The sequence below is a fragment of the Isoptericola sp. NPDC056578 genome (assembly GCF_042793275.1).
Lineage (GTDB): Bacteria > Actinomycetota > Actinomycetes > Actinomycetales > Cellulomonadaceae > Isoptericola.
The window spans coordinates 1-16,573 of the sequence record NZ_JBHTVC010000081.1; the positions used below are offsets into that span (position 1 = coordinate 1).

12 protein-coding genes are annotated in these 16,573 nt (G+C 73.7%); 1 reads left to right on the forward strand and 11 read right to left on the reverse strand.

Annotated elements, in window-relative coordinates:
* Positions 1-105: 105 nt before the first annotated feature.
* The 8 genes from lat to ACFQ80_RS21105 form a co-directional block, all read right to left on the reverse strand.
* Positions 106-1,464, reverse strand: a complete 1,359-nt coding sequence (lat, locus tag ACFQ80_RS21070; RefSeq protein ID WP_430565029.1) for an L-lysine 6-transaminase — start codon at positions 1,462-1,464, stop codon at positions 106-108.
* 58 nt (positions 1,465-1,522) lie between these two features.
* Positions 1,523-1,978, reverse strand: a complete 456-nt coding sequence (locus ACFQ80_RS21075) for an Lrp/AsnC family transcriptional regulator (protein WP_430548747.1) — start codon at positions 1,976-1,978, stop codon at positions 1,523-1,525.
* Between the two features lie 7 nt (positions 1,979-1,985).
* On the reverse strand, positions 1,986-3,869 hold the full coding sequence (locus ACFQ80_RS21080; RefSeq protein ID WP_430565030.1) for an ABC-F family ATP-binding cassette domain-containing protein: 1,884 nt from the start codon (positions 3,867-3,869) through the stop codon (positions 1,986-1,988).
* A gap of 81 nt (positions 3,870-3,950) precedes the next feature.
* Positions 3,951-7,016 (reverse strand): alpha-mannosidase, encoded by a 3,066-nt coding sequence (locus tag ACFQ80_RS21085; RefSeq protein ID WP_430565031.1) that lies wholly within the window; start codon positions 7,014-7,016, stop codon positions 3,951-3,953.
* A gap of 45 nt (positions 7,017-7,061) precedes the next feature.
* Entirely contained in the window at positions 7,062-7,982 is a 921-nt protein-coding gene (locus ACFQ80_RS21090; protein ID WP_430548744.1) for a carbohydrate ABC transporter permease, read from the reverse strand.
* Positions 7,982-8,920: a carbohydrate ABC transporter permease gene (locus ACFQ80_RS21095; RefSeq protein WP_430548743.1), complete on the reverse strand. Its 939-nt coding sequence runs from the start codon at positions 8,918-8,920 to the stop codon at positions 7,982-7,984. Before ACFQ80_RS21095 ends, ACFQ80_RS21090 begins: the two co-directional genes overlap by 1 nt.
* A 4-nt stretch (positions 8,921-8,924) precedes the next feature.
* Positions 8,925-10,286, reverse strand: coding sequence for an ABC transporter substrate-binding protein (locus tag ACFQ80_RS21100; RefSeq protein ID WP_430548742.1), 1,362 nt, complete (start codon positions 10,284-10,286; stop codon positions 8,925-8,927).
* Between the two features lie 135 nt (positions 10,287-10,421).
* Positions 10,422-11,669 (reverse strand): ROK family protein, encoded by a 1,248-nt coding sequence (locus ACFQ80_RS21105; RefSeq protein WP_430565032.1) that lies wholly within the window; start codon positions 11,667-11,669, stop codon positions 10,422-10,424.
* Between the two features lie 148 nt (positions 11,670-11,817).
* Between ACFQ80_RS21105 and ACFQ80_RS21110 the strand changes: the two genes are divergently transcribed.
* The gene (locus ACFQ80_RS21110; RefSeq protein WP_430548740.1) at positions 11,818-12,813 is read left to right on the forward strand and encodes an acetylxylan esterase; all 996 of its coding nucleotides are present in this window, start codon (positions 11,818-11,820) and stop codon (positions 12,811-12,813) included.
* 219 nt (positions 12,814-13,032) lie between these two features.
* Here ACFQ80_RS21110 and ACFQ80_RS21115 read toward each other — a convergent pair whose 3' ends face one another.
* Genes ACFQ80_RS21115 through ACFQ80_RS21125 form a run of 3 tightly spaced genes read right to left on the reverse strand, consistent with a single transcriptional unit; the run spans position 13,033 to position 16,255 of the window.
* Positions 13,033-13,974, reverse strand: coding sequence for a 4-(cytidine 5'-diphospho)-2-C-methyl-D-erythritol kinase (locus tag ACFQ80_RS21115; protein WP_430565033.1), 942 nt, complete (start codon positions 13,972-13,974; stop codon positions 13,033-13,035).
* Entirely contained in the window at positions 13,971-14,843 is an 873-nt protein-coding gene (rsmA, locus tag ACFQ80_RS21120) for a 16S rRNA (adenine(1518)-N(6)/adenine(1519)-N(6))-dimethyltransferase RsmA (protein WP_430548738.1), read from the reverse strand. Before rsmA ends, ACFQ80_RS21115 begins: the two co-directional genes overlap by 4 nt.
* Positions 14,844-14,902: 59 nt before the next feature.
* Entirely contained in the window at positions 14,903-16,255 is a 1,353-nt protein-coding gene (locus tag ACFQ80_RS21125; protein WP_430565034.1) for a G5 domain-containing protein, read from the reverse strand.
* Between the last annotated feature and the right edge of the window lie 318 nt (positions 16,256-16,573).

Sequence of the window (16,573 nt, forward strand, 5' to 3'; positions counted from 1 at the left end):
CGGTAGTAGACGTCCCGAAGTGGAGGGCGCCCTGGCGCCCGTGAACGCTACCGTGCGCGCGAACCCCCGCCCGGCCGTCAACCGGAGCATGGTGTCGGCCGACGATCAGACTCGCGCCACCACACGACCGAGAGCCGCGACGGCGGCATCCAGCACCGACTCGTCGACGGTCAGCGCCGGCCGGAACCGCACGGACCGCTCCCCGCACCCGAGGATCAGGAACCCCTGGGCGTGCAGGCCGGCGAGGACGGCGTCGCGCACGTCCCGCGACGGCAGGGAGACGGCGCACATGAGCCCGCGGCCGCGGGGGTCGGTGACGACGCCGGGGTGCGCGGCCGCCAGCGCTTCGAGCCGCGACAGCAGGCCCGCACCGACGCGCGCGGCGCGCTCGATCAGCCCCTCGGCCTCGATCACCTCGAGGATGCGGCGCGAGCGGACCATGTCGGCGAGGTTGCCGCCCCAGGTGGAGTTGATGCGCGAGGACACGTGGAAGACGTTGTCGTCGATCTCGTCGACGCGGCCGCCGGCCATGACGCCGCACACCTGGGCCTTCTTGCCGAAGGCGACGACGTCGGGCTGCACGCCGAGCTGCTGGTAGGCCCAGGCGGTGCCGGCCATGCCGACGCCGGTCTGCACCTCGTCGAGGATGAACAGGGCGTCGTGCTCGCGGCACAGGGCCTGCATCGCCTGGAGGAACTCGGCGCGCAGGTGGTGGTCGCCGCCCTCCCCCTGGACGGGCTCGGCGACGAAGCAGGCGATGTCGTGCGGGTGGGCCTCGAAGGCGGCGCGTGCCTCGGCGAGCGCCTGCGCCTCGAGGGCCTCGACGTCGCGCGGGGTGCCGTCGGCGTCGTGCCCGGGGTACGGCGAGGAGATGCGCGGCCAGTCGAACTTGGGGAAGCGGGCGACCTTGCCGGGCTCGGTGTTGGTGAGGGACATGGTGTAGCCGGAGCGGCCGTGGAAGGCGTGCTGCAGGTGCAGCACCCGGGTGCCCAGCTCCGGCGAGCGGCCGTGCGCCTCGTTGTGCCGCGACTTCCAGTCGAACGCGACCTTGAGCGCGTTCTCGACGGCGAGGGCGCCGCCGTCGACGAAGAAGAGGTGCGGCAGCGCGGGGTCGCCGAGCACGCGGGCGAAGGTGTCGACGAACCGGGCGAGCTCGACGGTGTAGACGTCGGAGTTGGACGGCTTGTTGATCGCGGCGCGGGTGAGCTCCTCGCGGAACAGCGGGTCGCGGAACAGGGCGGGGTGGTTCATCCCCAGGGGGTTGGAGGCGAAGAAGGTGAACAGGTCGGTCCACTCGCGGCCGTCACGGGCGTCGACGAGGGTCGATCCGTGCGAGCGGTCGAGGTCGAGCACGAGGTCGAAGCCGTCGACGAGCAGGTGCTCGCGCAGCGACTCGAGGACGGCGGTGGCCTCGATCGAGCCGCCGACGCTGGAGGCTGTGCGCTGAGAGATTGTCTCGGTCATACCCTGACGGTAGAGGAGAACTTCCTGCCGAACCAGAGCATGACCGTAAGAAATCTTGTCAGTGCGCCAGCGGCCGTCCCTCGAAGTACGTCCGGAGCACCACGGTGGAGCGCGTGGACACGCTCGCCTCCCGCCGGATGACGCCGAGCAGGTCCTCCAGCGCCGACGGCGAGGACACCCGCACCAGCAGCAGATAGTTCGCGTTGCCCGCGACGGACCAGCAGGCCTCGATGCCCGGGACGTCGCGCAGCCGCTCGGGGGCGTCGTCGGCCTGCGACTGGTCCAGCGGCGTGATCTCGACGTACGCCGCGATCGGCAGCCCGACGGCGTCGGGGTCGACGACGGCGCGGTAGCCGGTGATCACCCGCCGCGCCTCCAGCTTGCGCACCCGCGCCTGCACGGCGGACTGCGACAGCCCCGTCACGCCCGCGAGCGCCGCCAGCGTCGCGCGCCCGTCCTCGCGCAGCGCGCGCACGAGCGCCCGGTCGACGTCGTCCAGCACTGGGTCGTTCATGGGGCGATCATCCGGCCACCTCGGCGGACTCCAACCAGGCCATCTCGAGCTCCTCCTTCTCGGCGCCGAGCTCCCGGAGGCGCTCGTCGAGGGCCGCCACCGCGGTGTAGTCCGTCGGGTCGGCGGCGATCTGCTCGTGCAGAGTGTTCTCCTCGTCCGCGATCCGAGCCAACCTCCGCTCAATCCGTGAGATTTCCTTCTTGGCGGCCCGCACCTCCGCCGCGGAGGCCCCGGGCGGCGTCGTCGCAGGTCGCGCCGCGGAACCGGCGGTCCCGGCCGCGGCCGGCGGGGCGCCCGGTGAGGCGGCGTCCGCCGACGGGCCCGAGGTGCCCGCCCGGCGCAGCTGGAGGTACTGCTCCACGCCGCCCGGCAGGTCCCGCAGCGCGCCGTCGCCGAGCAGCGCCCACTGCCGGTCGCACACCCGCTCCAGCAGGTATCGGTCGTGGGAGACGACGATCAGCGTGCCGGGCCACCCGTCGAGCAGGTCCTCGACGGCGGCGAGGGTGTCGGTGTCCAGGTCGTTCGTGGGCTCGTCGAGCAGCAGCACGTTCGGCTCCGAGACGAGCAGTCGCAGCAGCTGGAGGCGCCGCCGCTCGCCTCCGGACAGGTCGCGCACGATGGTGTGCGCCCGCTCGCGGGTGAAGCCGAGACGCTCGGTGAGCTGCCCGGCGGTGAGCTCCTTGCCGTCGACGACGACGGTGCGCTTCTCGCGGTCCACGACCTGCACGGCGGTGAGGTGCCCGACGTCGTCGAGCTCGCCGACGTCCTGGGTGAGCTCCGCGACGTGCACCGTCTTGCCGCGCCGCACCCGACCGGAGTCGGGCTCGCGCCGCCCGGCGAGCAGCGAGAGCAGCGTCGTCTTGCCCGCGCCGTTCACGCCGACGACGCCGTACCGGTCGCCGGGGCCGAGGCGCCACGTGACGTCGTCGAGCAGCACGCGCCGCCCGGCCGCGTCGCGCGGCCCGGCCTCGTGGCCGTCCCGCGCGGGGACGGCGACGGTGACGTCCTCGAGGTCGAGCACGTCCTTGCCCAGCCGGCGGGTGGCCATCTGGGTGAGCTCGAGGGTGTCGCGCGGCGGCGGCTCGTCGTCGATGAGCGCGGCCGCGGCGTCGAGGCGGAACTTCGGCTTGGAGGTGCGGGCGGGCGCGCCGCGCTTGAGCCAGGCGAGCTCCTTGCGCAGCAGGTTGTTGCGCTTCTCGGCCGCGGTGGCGGCCTGCCGGGCGCGCTCGGCGCGCGCCAGGATGTAGGCCGCGTACCCGCCGTCGTACCCGTCGACGCCGCCGGAGCCGTCGCCCCGCACCTCCCACGTGCGCGAGCAGACCGCGTCGAGGAACCAGCGGTCGTGGGTGACGACGACGAGCGCGCCCGTGGCGCCCGGCCGGCCGTAGCGAGCGGCGAGGTGCTCGGCCAGCCAGGCGACGCCCTCGACGTCGAGGTGGTTGGTGGGCTCGTCGAGGAGCAGGACGTCCGGGTCCTCGACGAGCAGGGCCGCGAGCGCCACGCGACGCCGCTGCCCGCCGGAGAGGGTCGACGCCGGCTGGTCCAGGTCGAGGTCGGCCAGCAGGCCGGCGTGCACGTTGCGGATGCGCGCGTCGGACGCCCACTCGTGCGTCGCGTCGTCGCCGTGCACGAGGTCGCGGATCGTCGCCGCGTCGTCGTCCACGTCGCGCTGGACGAGCATGCCGAGGCGCGAGCCGCCCACCCGGGTGACGCGCCCGGCGTCGGGGGCCTGCGTGCCCGCGAGCAGACGCAGCAGGGTCGACTTGCCGGCCCCGTTGGGGCCGACGACGCCGATGCGGTCGCCGTCGTCGAGCCCGAGCGAGACGTCGCGCAGGAGGGTGCGGGTGCCGATGGTCAGCGCGATGCCGTCCGCGCCGAGGAGATGTGCCACCCGACGAGGGTAGTCGCCAAGCGGGCACGCGATCCGTCACGGTGTGCGGCCGGACACCGCGACGGATCGCGCGCCGGGCGGTCAGCGCCGCACGCGCAGCGTGACCACCTGGAACGGCGTCATCTCCAGCAGCACGGCGTCGCCGTCGCGCGCGGGGGCGCCGGCCGCGCCCGCCAGCGGGCGCTCGAGCAGGTCGGTCACCTCGACGGACGCGTGCGCGAACGCCGGCGTGACGCGCGCCCGCGCACGCCCGCCCCGGCTCTCGTAGAGCCGCACGACGACGTCGCCGCTGCCGTCCTCGGCCAGCTTGACCGCCTCGACGACGACCGCGTCGTCGTCGACGGTGACCAGCGGCTCGACGCCGTGGTCGCCGGTGACGACGCGCTCGGGCAGGTTGAGCGCGTAGCCGTGGCGCACGGCGTCGTCGATGCCGGCGCCGACGACCAGCTCGCAGGTCAGCTCGTGCTCGCCCTGGTCCGCGTCGGGGTCGGGGAACTTCGGCGCGCGCAGCAGCGAGAGGCGCACGGTGGTACCGCGGGCGCCCTGCGCGTCGGTCGCGTCGTCGGCCCGGGTGCGGGTGATGTCGTGCCCGTAGGTCGAGTCGTTCGCGACGGCCACGCCGAAGCCGGGCTCCCCCACGTGCACCCACCGGTGCGCGACGGTCTCGAACCGCGCGTGGTCCCAGGAGGTGTTGACGTGCGTGGGCCGGTGCACGTGCCCGAACTGGATCTCCGACGTCGCGCGCTCGGCCCGCACGTCGAGCGGGAACGCGAGCTTGAGCAGCTTCTGCCGCTCGTGCCAGTCGACGCGGGTCGTGATGCGCAGCCCGCGCCCGTCGACGGGGAGCGCGAGGTCCTGCTCGACGCGCGAGGAGCCGAACTCCCGCAGCACGCGCACGACCGGCCCGGACGCACCCTCGGCCACCTCGGCCTTCACCGCCGCGACGAGGTCGGTGGTGGCGCGCCGGTAGTGCTCGTCGATGTCCCACGCCTCCCACTCGTTGGGGACGTCGCGGTGCAGCTGGAGCAGGTTCGCCTTCGCGCCGGGCAGCACCGCCTCGCGCCCGCTCGCCCGGTCGACCGCCGAGACGACGTGCCCGTCCGGGTCGACGACGACGCGCACCAGGTCGTTCTCCAGCACCCAGCCGTCGCCGTCGGCCACCGGTGCCACGGTGCCCGCGCCGCGCGGGGCGTCGAGGGCCGCGGCGCCGAGCGCGGCGACGCCGTCGCGCGCGAACGGCCCGGCGTTCGCGGCCACCGTCCGGTCACCCTCCCCGATCAGCGCCCGCAACGCCTCGGCGACGATCTCCTCGAGCTCACGGGCGACCTCGGCGTAGTTCCGCTCGGCCTCGCGGTGCACCCAGGCGATGGACGACCCCGGCAGGATGTCGTGGAACTGCTGCAGCAGCACCGTGCGCCAGAGCCGCTGCAGCCGCGCGGCCGGGAAGTCGGCGCCGGTCCGCACGGCCGCGGTCGCGGCCCACAGCTCGGCCTCGCGCAGCAGGTGCTCGCTGCGCCGGTTGCCGCGCTTGGTGCGGGCCTGCGACGTGTAGGTGCCGCGGTGGTACTCGAGGTACATCTCCCCCGTCCACGTGGCCGGGTCCGCGTACTCCGCCCGGGCCGCGTCGAAGAAGGTCTGCGAGTCGGACAGCTCCACCCGCGGCGACCCCTCCAGGTCGTGGGTGCGCCGCGCGGCCGCGACCATCTCGCGGGTGGGGCCGCCGCCGCCGTCGCCGTAACCGAACGGCACGAGCGACGTGTTGGCGCGGCCCTTCTCGGCGTACTGCCGCTCGGCGCGGTCGAGCTCCTCCGCCGACAGGTCGGAGTTGTACGTGTCGACCGGCGGGAAGTGCGTGAAGACGCGCGACCCGTCGATGCCCTCCCACCAGAACGTGTGGTGCGGCATCCGGTTGGTGTCGTTCCACGAGATCTTCTGCGTGAGGAAGTTGTCGCTGCCCGCCAGCCGGGCGAGCTGCGGCAGGGCGGCCGTGTACCCGAAGGAGTCCGGCAGCCAGACCTCCTTCGGCTCCACGCCCAGCTCCTCGATGAAGTACCGCTTGCCGGCCACGAGCTGGCGGGCCAGCGCCTCGCCGCCCGGCATGTTCGTGTCGGACTCCACCCACATGCCGCCCACGGGCACGAACCGGCCCTCGCGCACGCGCTCGCGGATCCGCTCGAACAGCTCCGGGAAGTGCTCCTGGACCCACGAGTACTGCTGCGCCGACGAGCACGCGAACCGCACGTCCGGGTCCTCGTCCATGAGCGACAGCACGTTGGAGAACGTGCGCGCGCACTTGCGCACCGTCTCGCGGGTGGGCCACAGCCACGCGGAGTCGATGTGGGCGTGGCCGACGGCGTGCACGCGGTGCGCCGACGCCGTGGCCGGGGCGGCCAGGGCCGGCGCGATGGCCGCACGACCCGCGGCGGCGGTGCCGGCGAGGTCGTCGGGGTCGACGGCGTCGAGCATGTCCTCCAGCGCACGCAGCACCTCGGCCGCGCGGGGGCTCGTGCCGGGCAGCACCCGCACCAGGCCGTGCAGGGCGCGCACGTCCTGCAGCAGCTCCCAGGCCGTCTCGTCGACGAGCGCGACGTGCATCGTCCGCAGCGCGTAGATCGGGTCGGGTCCGGACGTCTCCCAGGCGCCCATCGGCGTGGGCCGGGTCCAGGCGCCGCCCGGCACGTCGGGGTTGGCGGCGGCCTCGACGTAGAGGTCGACGCGGCCGTCGGCGTCGAGCGCCTGCCCCGCGACGAGCGGCACGTGCTGGTTGCGCGGCTCGACGGCCTTGACGATGCGACCGTCGGGGGTCCACGCGGTGCCCTCGGCCTGGAAGCCCGGGCCGGCGCCGGTGAAGCCCAGGTCGACGACGAGCTCGACACGCGTGCCCGCGGGCGCCGCGTCGCCGGACCACTCGGCCGGGACGGCTCCGGTCACGTGGAACCACGTCGTGTCCCACGGCCGCCCCCAGGGGCTCCCGAGGGCGAACGGCGCGTACGTCGCCGCGACCGCGTCGGCGAAGGGCACGGGCTCCCCGCCGACGGTCCACGCCGCGACGTCGAGCGGCCGGGTCTCGCGCAGGACGGCGGGCTCCAGCCAGTCGCGGGTGAACCGCTCGAGGCGCGCGGTGGTGCGGGCGGTGGTGTCGTGCATGGATCAGGCTCCTGGTGACGGTGCGGGCGGTGGAACGGGGCTCGGTCAGCCCTTGACGGCGCCGGCGAGCGCGAACGAGCCGCCGGACAGCCGCGAGACGAGCACGTACAGGCCGACGGCGGGCAGGGCGTAGAGCATCGAGTAGGCCGCGAGCTGGCCGTAGGCGACCGAGCCGTACTGGCCGAAGAACGCGAAGATGCTCACGGCCGCCGGCTGCTTCTCCGGGGTCAGCAGCAGCACGAAGGGGACGAAGAAGTTCCCCCACGCCTGGATGAACACGAAGATGAAGACGACGGCGATGCCGGGCCGCATGAGCGGCAGCACGATGGTGCGCAGCGTGGTCATTGCCGACGCACCGTCGGTCCACGCCGCCTCCTCGAGGGAGATCGGCACGGAGTCCATGAAGTTCTTGGTCATCCAGATCGCCATCGGCAGCGACGTCGCGGCCATGAAGAACGTGGTGCCGGCCAGCGAGTCGAGCAGGTTGAGCCGCACGAACAGCGAGTAGACCGGCACCATCATCGCCGTGATCGGCAGGCAGGTGCCGAACAGCACGGCGTACAGGAACGGCTTGTTGAAGCGCATCCGGTAGCGCGACAGCGGGTACGCCGCCAGCACGGACGCGACCACGGTGATGAGCCCGGTGCCCGCGGACAGCACGAACGCGTTCGCCAGCGGCACCCACGTCTGCTCGGGGGTCATGACGGCCGTGAAGTTCTCGAGCGTGAACGTCTCGGGCAGCCGGACGGCGAGCGTGGCGCTCGGGTCCAGCGACGCCAGCACGATCCAGCCGAGCGGCAGCAGGAAGCACAGCCCCACGACGACCAGCACGACGTTCGACAGCACGCGCGCGGCGCGCGGCCCGGGGGCGGCGACCGACGGCGTCGCCCGCCGTCGTGCGGGGGGCGCGCCGGCGACGTCGGGCACGGGGGAAGGGACGGACGCGGGGGCTGCGGTCTGGGCCATCAGTCGACCTCCGGCTTCAGGCTGCGGATGTACACGACGGAGAAGACGGCGCCGATCACCAGCATCACGGTCGCGATCGCCGTGCCGTAGCCGACCTGGGCGAACTTGAACGCCTCCTGGTAGGCGAGGATCGGCAGCGTGGAGCTGTCGGTGCCAGGGCCGCCGCCCGTCATCACGTAGATGAGGGTGAACACGGACAGCGTCTGCAGCGTCGTGAGCATGAGGTTGGTCGAGATGCTGCGCCGGATCGTGGGCAGCGTGACCCACACCAGGCGCTGGGCAGCGTTCGCCCCGTCGACCGTCGCGGCCTCGGTGATCTCCGGCGGCACCTCCGCGATCGCGGCGGAGTAGACCATCATCGAGAACGCCGTGCCCCGCCAGACGTTGGCGAGGATGACGGCGAGCATCGGGTACTCGAAGAGCCAGTCGGGGCCGGTGACCCCCACGCCCGCCAGCAGCGAGTTGAGCGTGCCGTCGGCGTGGAAGAACGCGTAGGCGGCGAAGGCGGCGACGATCTCGGGCAGCACCCACGCCGTCACGACGAGCGTCGAGACGACGGCCCGCACGGGCCTGAGCGCGGAGCGCATGAGCATCGCGAGGCCGAGGCCGGCCACGTTCTGCCCGATCACCGCGGACGCGATGACGAACAGCACCGTGAGCCACAGGGCCTTCGGGAAGTCGGGGTCGGCGAGCAGCGCGACGTAGTTGTCCAGTCCGACCCACTCGGGGGCCAGGGCGTTCGGGCCGGTGAGGGCCGCGTTGGTGAACGACCCGTAGAACGACCACACGACGGGGCCGAGCATGAACAGCGCGAGCAGGGCGACGGCGGGCAGCATTGGGACGAGGCGGCCGGCGGTGCGGCGCGCGTGCGCGCGCCGCACCGGCGACGGCCCCGCCCCCGGCCCGCCGACGGGGGCGGGGGCGAGGGTGGCGGTCACGTCGTCAGCCGTTCGTCGTGTTCTCTTCGCCGACCTGGGCGATCACGGCCTTGTCGTACACGGCCGCGGCCTCCTCCGGGGTCTGCTGCCCGGTCATGACCGACTCCATCGCCACCTGGATCGCGTTGGAGATCTGCGCGTAGTCGGAGGTGGCGGGGCGGAAGTTCGTCACCTCGACGAGGTCGGAGAAGAACGGCACCGTCGGGTTCGCCTCGGAGTACGAGGGCTCCTCGGCGACGTCGGTGCGCACCGCGATCTGGCTGTTGTCGATCGCGTACCGCAGCGAGTTCTCCTTGTCGAGCGCGTGGGTGATGACGTCGAACGCCACGTCGGGGTTCTTCGACCCGGAGCCGATCGCCATCGTCCAGCCGCCCGACATGCTCACCGCGCCGGGGGCCTGGCCGTCCTGGGTGGGCATCGCGGCCGTGCCCATGACGTCGGTCCACTCGGGCCAGGGCGCCGTGCCCGCCTCGAGCCAGGTGCCGGGCATCCAGGACCCGTCGAGGGAGATGCCGAGCTTGCCCTTCGGGAGCCACTCGGCCGAGACCGTGTTGCCGACGTTCGGGTCGAGCGCCTGCTGCGGCGTCGGCGCGAGTCCCTCGGTGTAGATCGTCTTGATGAAGTCGAGCGAGTCGACGAACTCCTGCGACCCGACGATCCACTTCGACGCGCCGGTGTCGTAGAGCGTGCCGCCCGTGCCGTACAGCAGCATCTCGAAGCCCTGCATGGTGGAGCCCTCGCCCATCGGCTTGCCCGAGTAGACGTTGAGCGGGATGACCTCCGGGTCCGCCTTCTTGATCGCCCGGGCGGCCTCGAGGAGCTCGTCCCAGGTCTTCGGGGCCCAGTCCTCGGGCAGCCCCGCCTTCGCGAGCACCTCCTTGTTGAACCACAGCCCGCGCGTGTCCGTGCCCATGGGGACGCCGTAGGTCTTGCCGTCGTCGCCCAGCCCGGCCTGCTTGGCCTGGTCGACGAACTGGCCCCAGTCGTCCCACTCGGCGAGGTAGTCGTCCATCGGCAGCAGGTACCCCGCCTCGACGTCCGACTTGATCATGAACGTGTCCTCGTACATGAGGTCGGGCGCCGTCCCGGGCGCGCGGTTCATGAGCGCGAGCTTCGTGAAGTAGTCGTTCTGGCTGGCCTCGATCGGCACGAGCTCGATCGTGACGTCCGGGTTCTCCTTCTCGTACTCGGCCTTGACGTCCTTGAACAGCTCGTCGGCCTGGGTGAAGTTCCCGAACTTCTGGTACGCGATCTTGATCGTCGCGTCCCCGCTGCTCCCCTCGCCGCCCCCCGAGCCGCAGGCTCCGAGGGTGAGGACGAGCGCCGTGACCGCGGTCCCCGCGGCGAGGTGTCGTGCCAGTCGCATGCTGCTCCTTTGCCCACATGAGTGGCCCGACGACGCCGGGCCGGCTGACACGAATAACTCAAGCGAATTGAGTTATTGCTGTCAAGCATGCCGGCCCGGCGGTTCGAGGTCGGTCCTCGGTGGGGCGCCCGCGGGCTACGGGCGCACGAGAGCGCGCGCCGCGCCCCCGCCGACGAGCCCGGAGGGACGCGGCGTGAACAGCCCGTCGAGCACCAGGCTCGCCGCCCCCACCGCGCCGACGTGGTCGCCGACGGCGGATCCCAGCACCTCGACGGCGTGCACCTCGCGCAACGTCGCCTGCACCGTGAGCTCCCGCCGCACGACGGGCAGGTAGTGGGGGGCCAGCCGCGCCCACGCCGGGCCGCCGAAGACGACGACCTCCGCGTCCACGAGGTCGGCCACCACGGTGATCCCGCGCGCGACCCGCCGCGCGGACGTCGCGAGGATCCCCGCGGCGACCGCGTCGCCGTCCGCGGCGGCCCGGCACAGCGTCGTGAGGGCCGCGTCGAGCTCGGCCGGCGTCGACGCCGGGGTGCCCGGGGGAAGCACGCCGCCCGCGACGGCCTCGGCCACCAGCGTCGCGGGGGCGGCGGAGACGCCGATGCACCCCCGCTGGCCGCAGCCGCACAGCGGGCCGTCGTTGTCGACCACCAGGTGGCCGACCTCACCGGCGTTGCGCGACGACCCCGCGAGGAGCTCGCCGTCGTGCGCCACCGCGACGGCGACGCCGAAGCCCGTGTAGAAGAAGAGGGACGTGCCGCGCAGCATCCGGTTGCCGCGCCAGAGCTCCGCCACCATCGCCGCCGAGACGTCCTTGTCCAGCACGACGTCGAACCCCGTCGCGGCGGCCAGCAGGTCGCGCACCGGCACCTCCTCCCAGCCGTCCAGGAGCGGCGGGCGGATCACCGTGCCGGCGGCGAGGTCCACCGGCCCCGGCGCCGCCACCCCCAGCCCGAGGACGGCGGAGCGGTCGACGCCGGCCCGCTCGAGCATCGCGGCGGCCGCCGCGGCGACGGCCTCGGCCACCGCCCCGGGGCCGGCCGGCGTCGGCTCGACGACCTTCTCCACGGTGCGGCCGTCGAGGTCCACGAGCACCGACGTCACCACCACCGGGTCGATGTGCACGCCCAGCGCGAACGCGCCCTGCGGCTCGAGGTAGAGCATGGTGCGGGGCTTGCCCCGGCCCTCGGCCCGGCGCTCCCCCTCGACGACGTACCCCAGCGCGATGAGCCGCGCCACGATGTTCGACACCGCCTGGAGGGACAGCCCGGAGCTCGCCGCGAGCTCGCTGCGGCTCGTGCCGCCGGACGCCCGCCGCACCTGGTCGAGCACGACCATCTGGTTGAAGTCGCCCACCCGCGGCAGGTTGGTCCCGCGTCGCACCGTGTCCTCACCTCGCCCGTCCGAGTGGTTGCAGCGTAGACGTCCGGGAAGGGAAGCGTTCTCCCTCGGCCCCGGCCGTCCCGGCTACAGTGCAGCCCGACACCGCACCGCTGCGGGAGGTCCCGCAGGAAGTCCCCGGAGGAACCCGATGGCCCAGTTCGACCTGCCCGTCGCCGAGCTCGAGACGTACGTGCCCGAGATCGACGAGCCCGCCGACTTCGACGCGTTCTGGTCGCAGACCCTCGTCGAGTCCCGCGCGCACGACGACGGCCCGACGCTGGAGCGGGCGGACACCGGCCTCACGGAGCTCGTGGTGGACGACGTGACGTTCCCGGGCTTCGACGGGCAGCCGGTCAAGGCGTGGCTGACCCGGCCCGCGCGCCACGACGCCGCGGCCGACGGACCGCTGCCCGCCGTCGTCGAGTTCGTCGGCTACGGCGGCGGGCGCGGGCTGGCGCACGACCACCTGGGCCCCGCCGCCGCGGGCTACGCGCACCTCGTCATGGACACCCGCGGCCAGGGCTCCGGCTGGGGCCACGGCGGCGACACCCCGGACCCGGTGGGCAGCGGCCCGGCCTCCCCCGGCTTCATGACGCGCGGCGTCCTCGACCCGCACGAGCACTACTACCGGCGCGTCTTCACCGACGGCGTGCGGGCCGTGGACGCCGTGCGCCGCGTGGAGGGGATCGACCCCGCGCGCGTCGCCGTCGCCGGCACGAGCCAGGGCGGCGGCATCGCGATCGCCGTCGCCGGCCTGGTGCCCGACGTCGCCGCCGCCGTGCCGAACGTGCCGTTCCTGTGCCACTACCGCCGCGCCGTGCAGATCTCCGACGCCTTCCCGTACGGCGAGATCACGCAGTACCTGTCCGTGCACCGCGAGCACGAGGACGCCGTCTGGCGCACGTTCTCCTACCTCGACGGCGTCTCGTTCGCCCGCCGCGCCCGCGCGGCCGCGCTGTTCTCGACCGCCCTGCGCGACGACGTCTGCCCGCCGTCGACCGTGTACGCCGCGTACAACCAGTGGGGCGCGCTGGGCGAGACGGCGCCGGACACGGCGATCGACGTGTACCCCTACAACCGCCACGAGGGCGGCCAGGGCTACCGCTTCGCCCCGACCCTCGCGTGGCTGGCCAAGCACGTCTGACCGCCCCCGACCGCCCAGGTAGCCCGGACCCCCGCGAGGTAGCACGAGAGGTGCCGAGGTAGTCCGGGTCTCCGCGAGGTAGCACCAGACGTGCCGAGGTAGTCCGGGCATCAGGGAGATATCACCCATGATGACCACCAAGGGCCAGCTACCTCGCCGGGATGCGGACTACCTCGGCAGAGGTGGAACTACCTCGGCAGAGGTGGAGCTACCTCGGCGTCACGGGAGGAGGCGGGCGCCGTGCGCGGGGCCCGAGGTGCACCACACGGAGTCGGCGGCACCCTCGGCCGTCCAGGACGCGGCGACGGCCAGCGCGTGCTGGCGCGACCGGGCGAGCGCGGCGACGGTCGGGCCGGAGCCGGAGACGAACGCGCCCAGCGCGCCCGCCTCGTCCGCGACGGCGATGGTGCGCTCCAGCTCGGGGCGCAGCGAGAGCGCCGCGGCCTGGAGGTCGTTGTGCAGGGCCCGCCCGAGGGCGTGCGAGTCGCCGGCGCGCAGCGCCTGCATCAGCCCGGTGTCCTCCTCGAGCCCCGGCTCGTCGGCGGCCCCGTCCGGGCCTGCCAGCTCGTCGAAGCGGCCGTAGACGGCGGGGGTGGACAGGCCCTCGGCCTGGGCCGCGAACACCCAGTGGAACTCGCCGCGGGCCATGGCGGGAGTCAGCAGGTGACCGCGACCGGTCCCGACGGCGGTGTGCCCGAGGAGGGCGAAGGGGACGTCCGAGCCGAGCTCCGCGGCGAGCGCCGCGAGGTCGTCGCGGCTCAGGCCGGTCTGCCACAGCGCGTCGCACGCCACCAGGGTGGCCGCCGCGTCCGCGGACCCGCCCGCCATGCCCCCGGCGACGGGCACGCCCTTGGCCAGGTGCAGCGCCACGTCCGGCGCGACGCCGACCTGGGCCGCCAGCGCCTCGGCGGCGCGCCAGGCGAGGTTCGTGCCGTCGACGGGCACGAGCTCGGCCTGCGGGCCGTCCACGGTGATCGTCACGCCGGCACCCTCCGGCACCTGCGTGGCGGTCACCTCCTCGTAGAGGGCCACGGCCTGGAAGATCGTCGACAACGGGTGGTAGCCGTCGGCCTGGCGCGCGCCGACGCGCAGCGACAGGTTGACCTTGCCGGGCGCGCGGACGCGGACGGACGGCGACGGGGCGGCGGCAAGATGCGTCACGCGTCCACCGTGCCCGCCGCGACCGGAAGCTGCTCGGCGATCCGCGCGAAGTCCGTGACCTCGAGCCGCTCGCCGCGCAGCCCGGGGTCGACGCCCGCGGCGCGCAGCGCCTCCTCTGCGGCGACACCGGACCCGAACGTGCCGGACAGGGCGGCGCGCAGCGTCTTGCGACGCTGGGCGAACGCGGCGTCGACGACGGCGAAGACCTGCTCGCGCGTCGCGGTCGTGACGGGGGGCTCGCGCTTCTCCAGCGCCACGAGAGCGGAGTCCACGTTGGGCTCCGGCCAGAACACGTGCCGGCTGACGTTGAGCGACCGGCGCGTGTCGGCGTACCAGGCCGCCTTGACCGACGGCACGCCGTAGGTCCGCGACCCGGGCCCCGCCGCGAGGCGGTCGGCCACCTCGGCCTGGACCATGACGAGCACGCGCTCCAGGCTCGGGAACCGCTGCAGGAACGTGAGCAGCACCGGGACGGCCACGTTGTACGGGAGGTTCGCGACGAGCGCCGTCGGCGGCTCCCCCGGCAGCTCGGTGACCTCGAGCGCGTCGGCGGGCACCACCTCGAAGTCCGCACCGGGCGCGTGCCGGTGCACGGTCTCGACGATCTGGCCCGCCAGCACCGGGTCGATCTCGACCGCGACGACGGACGCTCCGGCCTCCAGCAGCCCGAGGGTCAGCGACCCCAGCCCGGGGCCGATCTCGACGACGCGCTCCCCCGGCCGCAGACCGGCGGCGCGCACGATCTTGCGCACCGTGCCGCCGTCGTGCACGAAGTTCTGCCCGAGCTGCTTGGTGGGGCGGACGCCGAGGCGCCCTGCCAGCTCGCGGATCTCCGCAGGGCCGAGCAGGGCGCCAGGGGTGTTCGTCATGGGGGCGAGTCTATTCGTCGGCCCGCGGCCGACGACTCAGGGACGGCCGGGGAGCCGGCTCAGTACCAGCCCACCGACTGCGAGTGGCCCCACGCGCCGCACGGCGTGCCGTAGACGTCGGCGATGTAGCCGAGACCCCACTCGATCTGCGTGGCGGGGTTGGTCTGCCAGTCGGAGCCGGCCGACGCCATCTTCGAGCCCGGCAGCGACTGCGGGATGCCGTACGCGCCGGACGACGGGTTGGCCGCCGAGGCGTTCCAGCCCGACTCCTTGGTCCAGAGCGACTCGAGGCAGGACCACTGCTCGCCGGACCAGCCGCGCGCCGCGGCCATCTGCTTGCCGATCGACCGGGTCGAGCCGGAGTAGGACGGCGTCTTCGGCTCGGGCTCCGGGCGCTCCTTGGTGCCCTTCACCAGCACGCGGGTCACGGGCTTGGTGGTGACCTCGTCCGAGACCTTGGTCTTCTTCACGACCTTGCCGTCGACCGTCGTGACCCGGTGGACGATCGTGCGCTCGCCGTCCTTGCCCTTCTTCACGACCTTCGCGTCGACGTCGGAGTACCGGTCGCCGGACTTCTTGGTCGTCGTCTTGTGGTCGACGGCCTTGGTGGTCGTGACCTTCTTGGTCTCGACGCGCTGCACGACGACGGCCACCTGCGGCGCGGGGGCAGCGGCCTCGGCGGCGACCTGCTCGGTCTGCGCGCCGTCCTTCTTCTCGGCCTGCTTCTCGGCCTGCTTCTGCTGGTCCGCGACAGCCGCGGCGACGTGCTTCTTCACCTCGGCGTTGGCGGCGTCGGTGACGTGCACCCGGTCGTTCTTCCCGAGCTCCACGTCGGCCTCGGCCAGCACGGCCTCGACGTCCTCCGCGTCCTCGACCACGTCGGTCGTGCCGTCGTGCACCACGGCCACCGGGCCGTCCGTGTCGACGTCCACCGGCAGCGAGGCGCGCTCGCCGTCACGGGAGGCGACGATGCGCACGTCGCCGCCGCGAGCGGTGAGGCTGTCGAGCGCCTCGTCGGCGTCGAGCGCGGTGACCCAGGCGTCGGTGTCCTTGCCGTCCACCTGCAGGCTGAGCTCCTTGCCGGAGCGCACGACGACGTCGGAGCCGTCCTCGAGCGTGGCGCCGGCCGCCGGGGTCACGAGGTCGCGGTCGCCGACGACGACACCCTGGGAGGTGAGCAGGTCGTCGACGGAGCCGGAGTAGGACGTCACGGTCTTCACGTCGCCGTCCACGTCGAGCGTGACGGTCTTGCGGGCGTCGGCGTAGGCGACGGCGCCACCGGCGACGGCGACCGCGGCGACGGTCGCGGCGGCCAGGAACGGCCAGCGGCGGCGGGGGCGGGTCGTGGCGGGCGCGACGGTGTCGGCGTCCGGCACGGCGGGCACGGGAGAGGTCTGGGGGGAGCGGGTCACGAGAGTCCAGTCGTCGTGCTGTCCGGGCACGGTGGTCGGGGGCGGGCCGGCGGCCCGTCACGCACCGGGGCGGCGCGCTCGCGCCTCGCTCCCGGCCCCCGCGCCCGAGGGCGCCGAGTTCCGACCCACCGATCCGGCGGTTCAGGGCCCGCGTCACATACACCTGTCGAGCACGGCTCGCACGCGGGACACCCGACCGTAACCGATTCGTTATCGGAGACCTAATCTGTCGGCGGCGTCGTGACGAGACCCACAGCCCGTCCCTCGCGCGCAGGGCCCCGACGCACGACCGCCCGGGACGGCGGTGCCGTCCCGGGC

Bases quoted from the DNA above. Each gene is read 5' to 3' on its own strand.
- lat (WP_430565029.1), bottom strand. From the start codon at position 1,464: ATGACCGAGACAATCTCTCAGCGCACAGCCTCCAGCGTCGGCGGCTCG.
- ACFQ80_RS21075 (WP_430548747.1), bottom strand. From the start codon at position 1,978: ATGAACGACCCAGTGCTGGACGACGTCGACCGGGCGCTCGTGCGCGCG.
- ACFQ80_RS21110 (WP_430548740.1), top strand. From the start codon at position 11,818: ATGGCCCAGTTCGACCTGCCCGTCGCCGAGCTCGAGACGTACGTGCCC.
- ACFQ80_RS21100 (WP_430548742.1), bottom strand. From the start codon at position 10,286: ATGCGACTGGCACGACACCTCGCCGCGGGGACCGCGGTCACGGCGCTC.
- rsmA (WP_430548738.1), bottom strand. From the start codon at position 14,843: ATGACGAACACCCCTGGCGCCCTGCTCGGCCCTGCGGAGATCCGCGAG.
- ACFQ80_RS21090 (WP_430548744.1), bottom strand. From the start codon at position 7,982: ATGGCCCAGACCGCAGCCCCCGCGTCCGTCCCTTCCCCCGTGCCCGAC.
- ACFQ80_RS21085 (WP_430565031.1), bottom strand. From the start codon at position 7,016: ATGCACGACACCACCGCCCGCACCACCGCGCGCCTCGAGCGGTTCACC.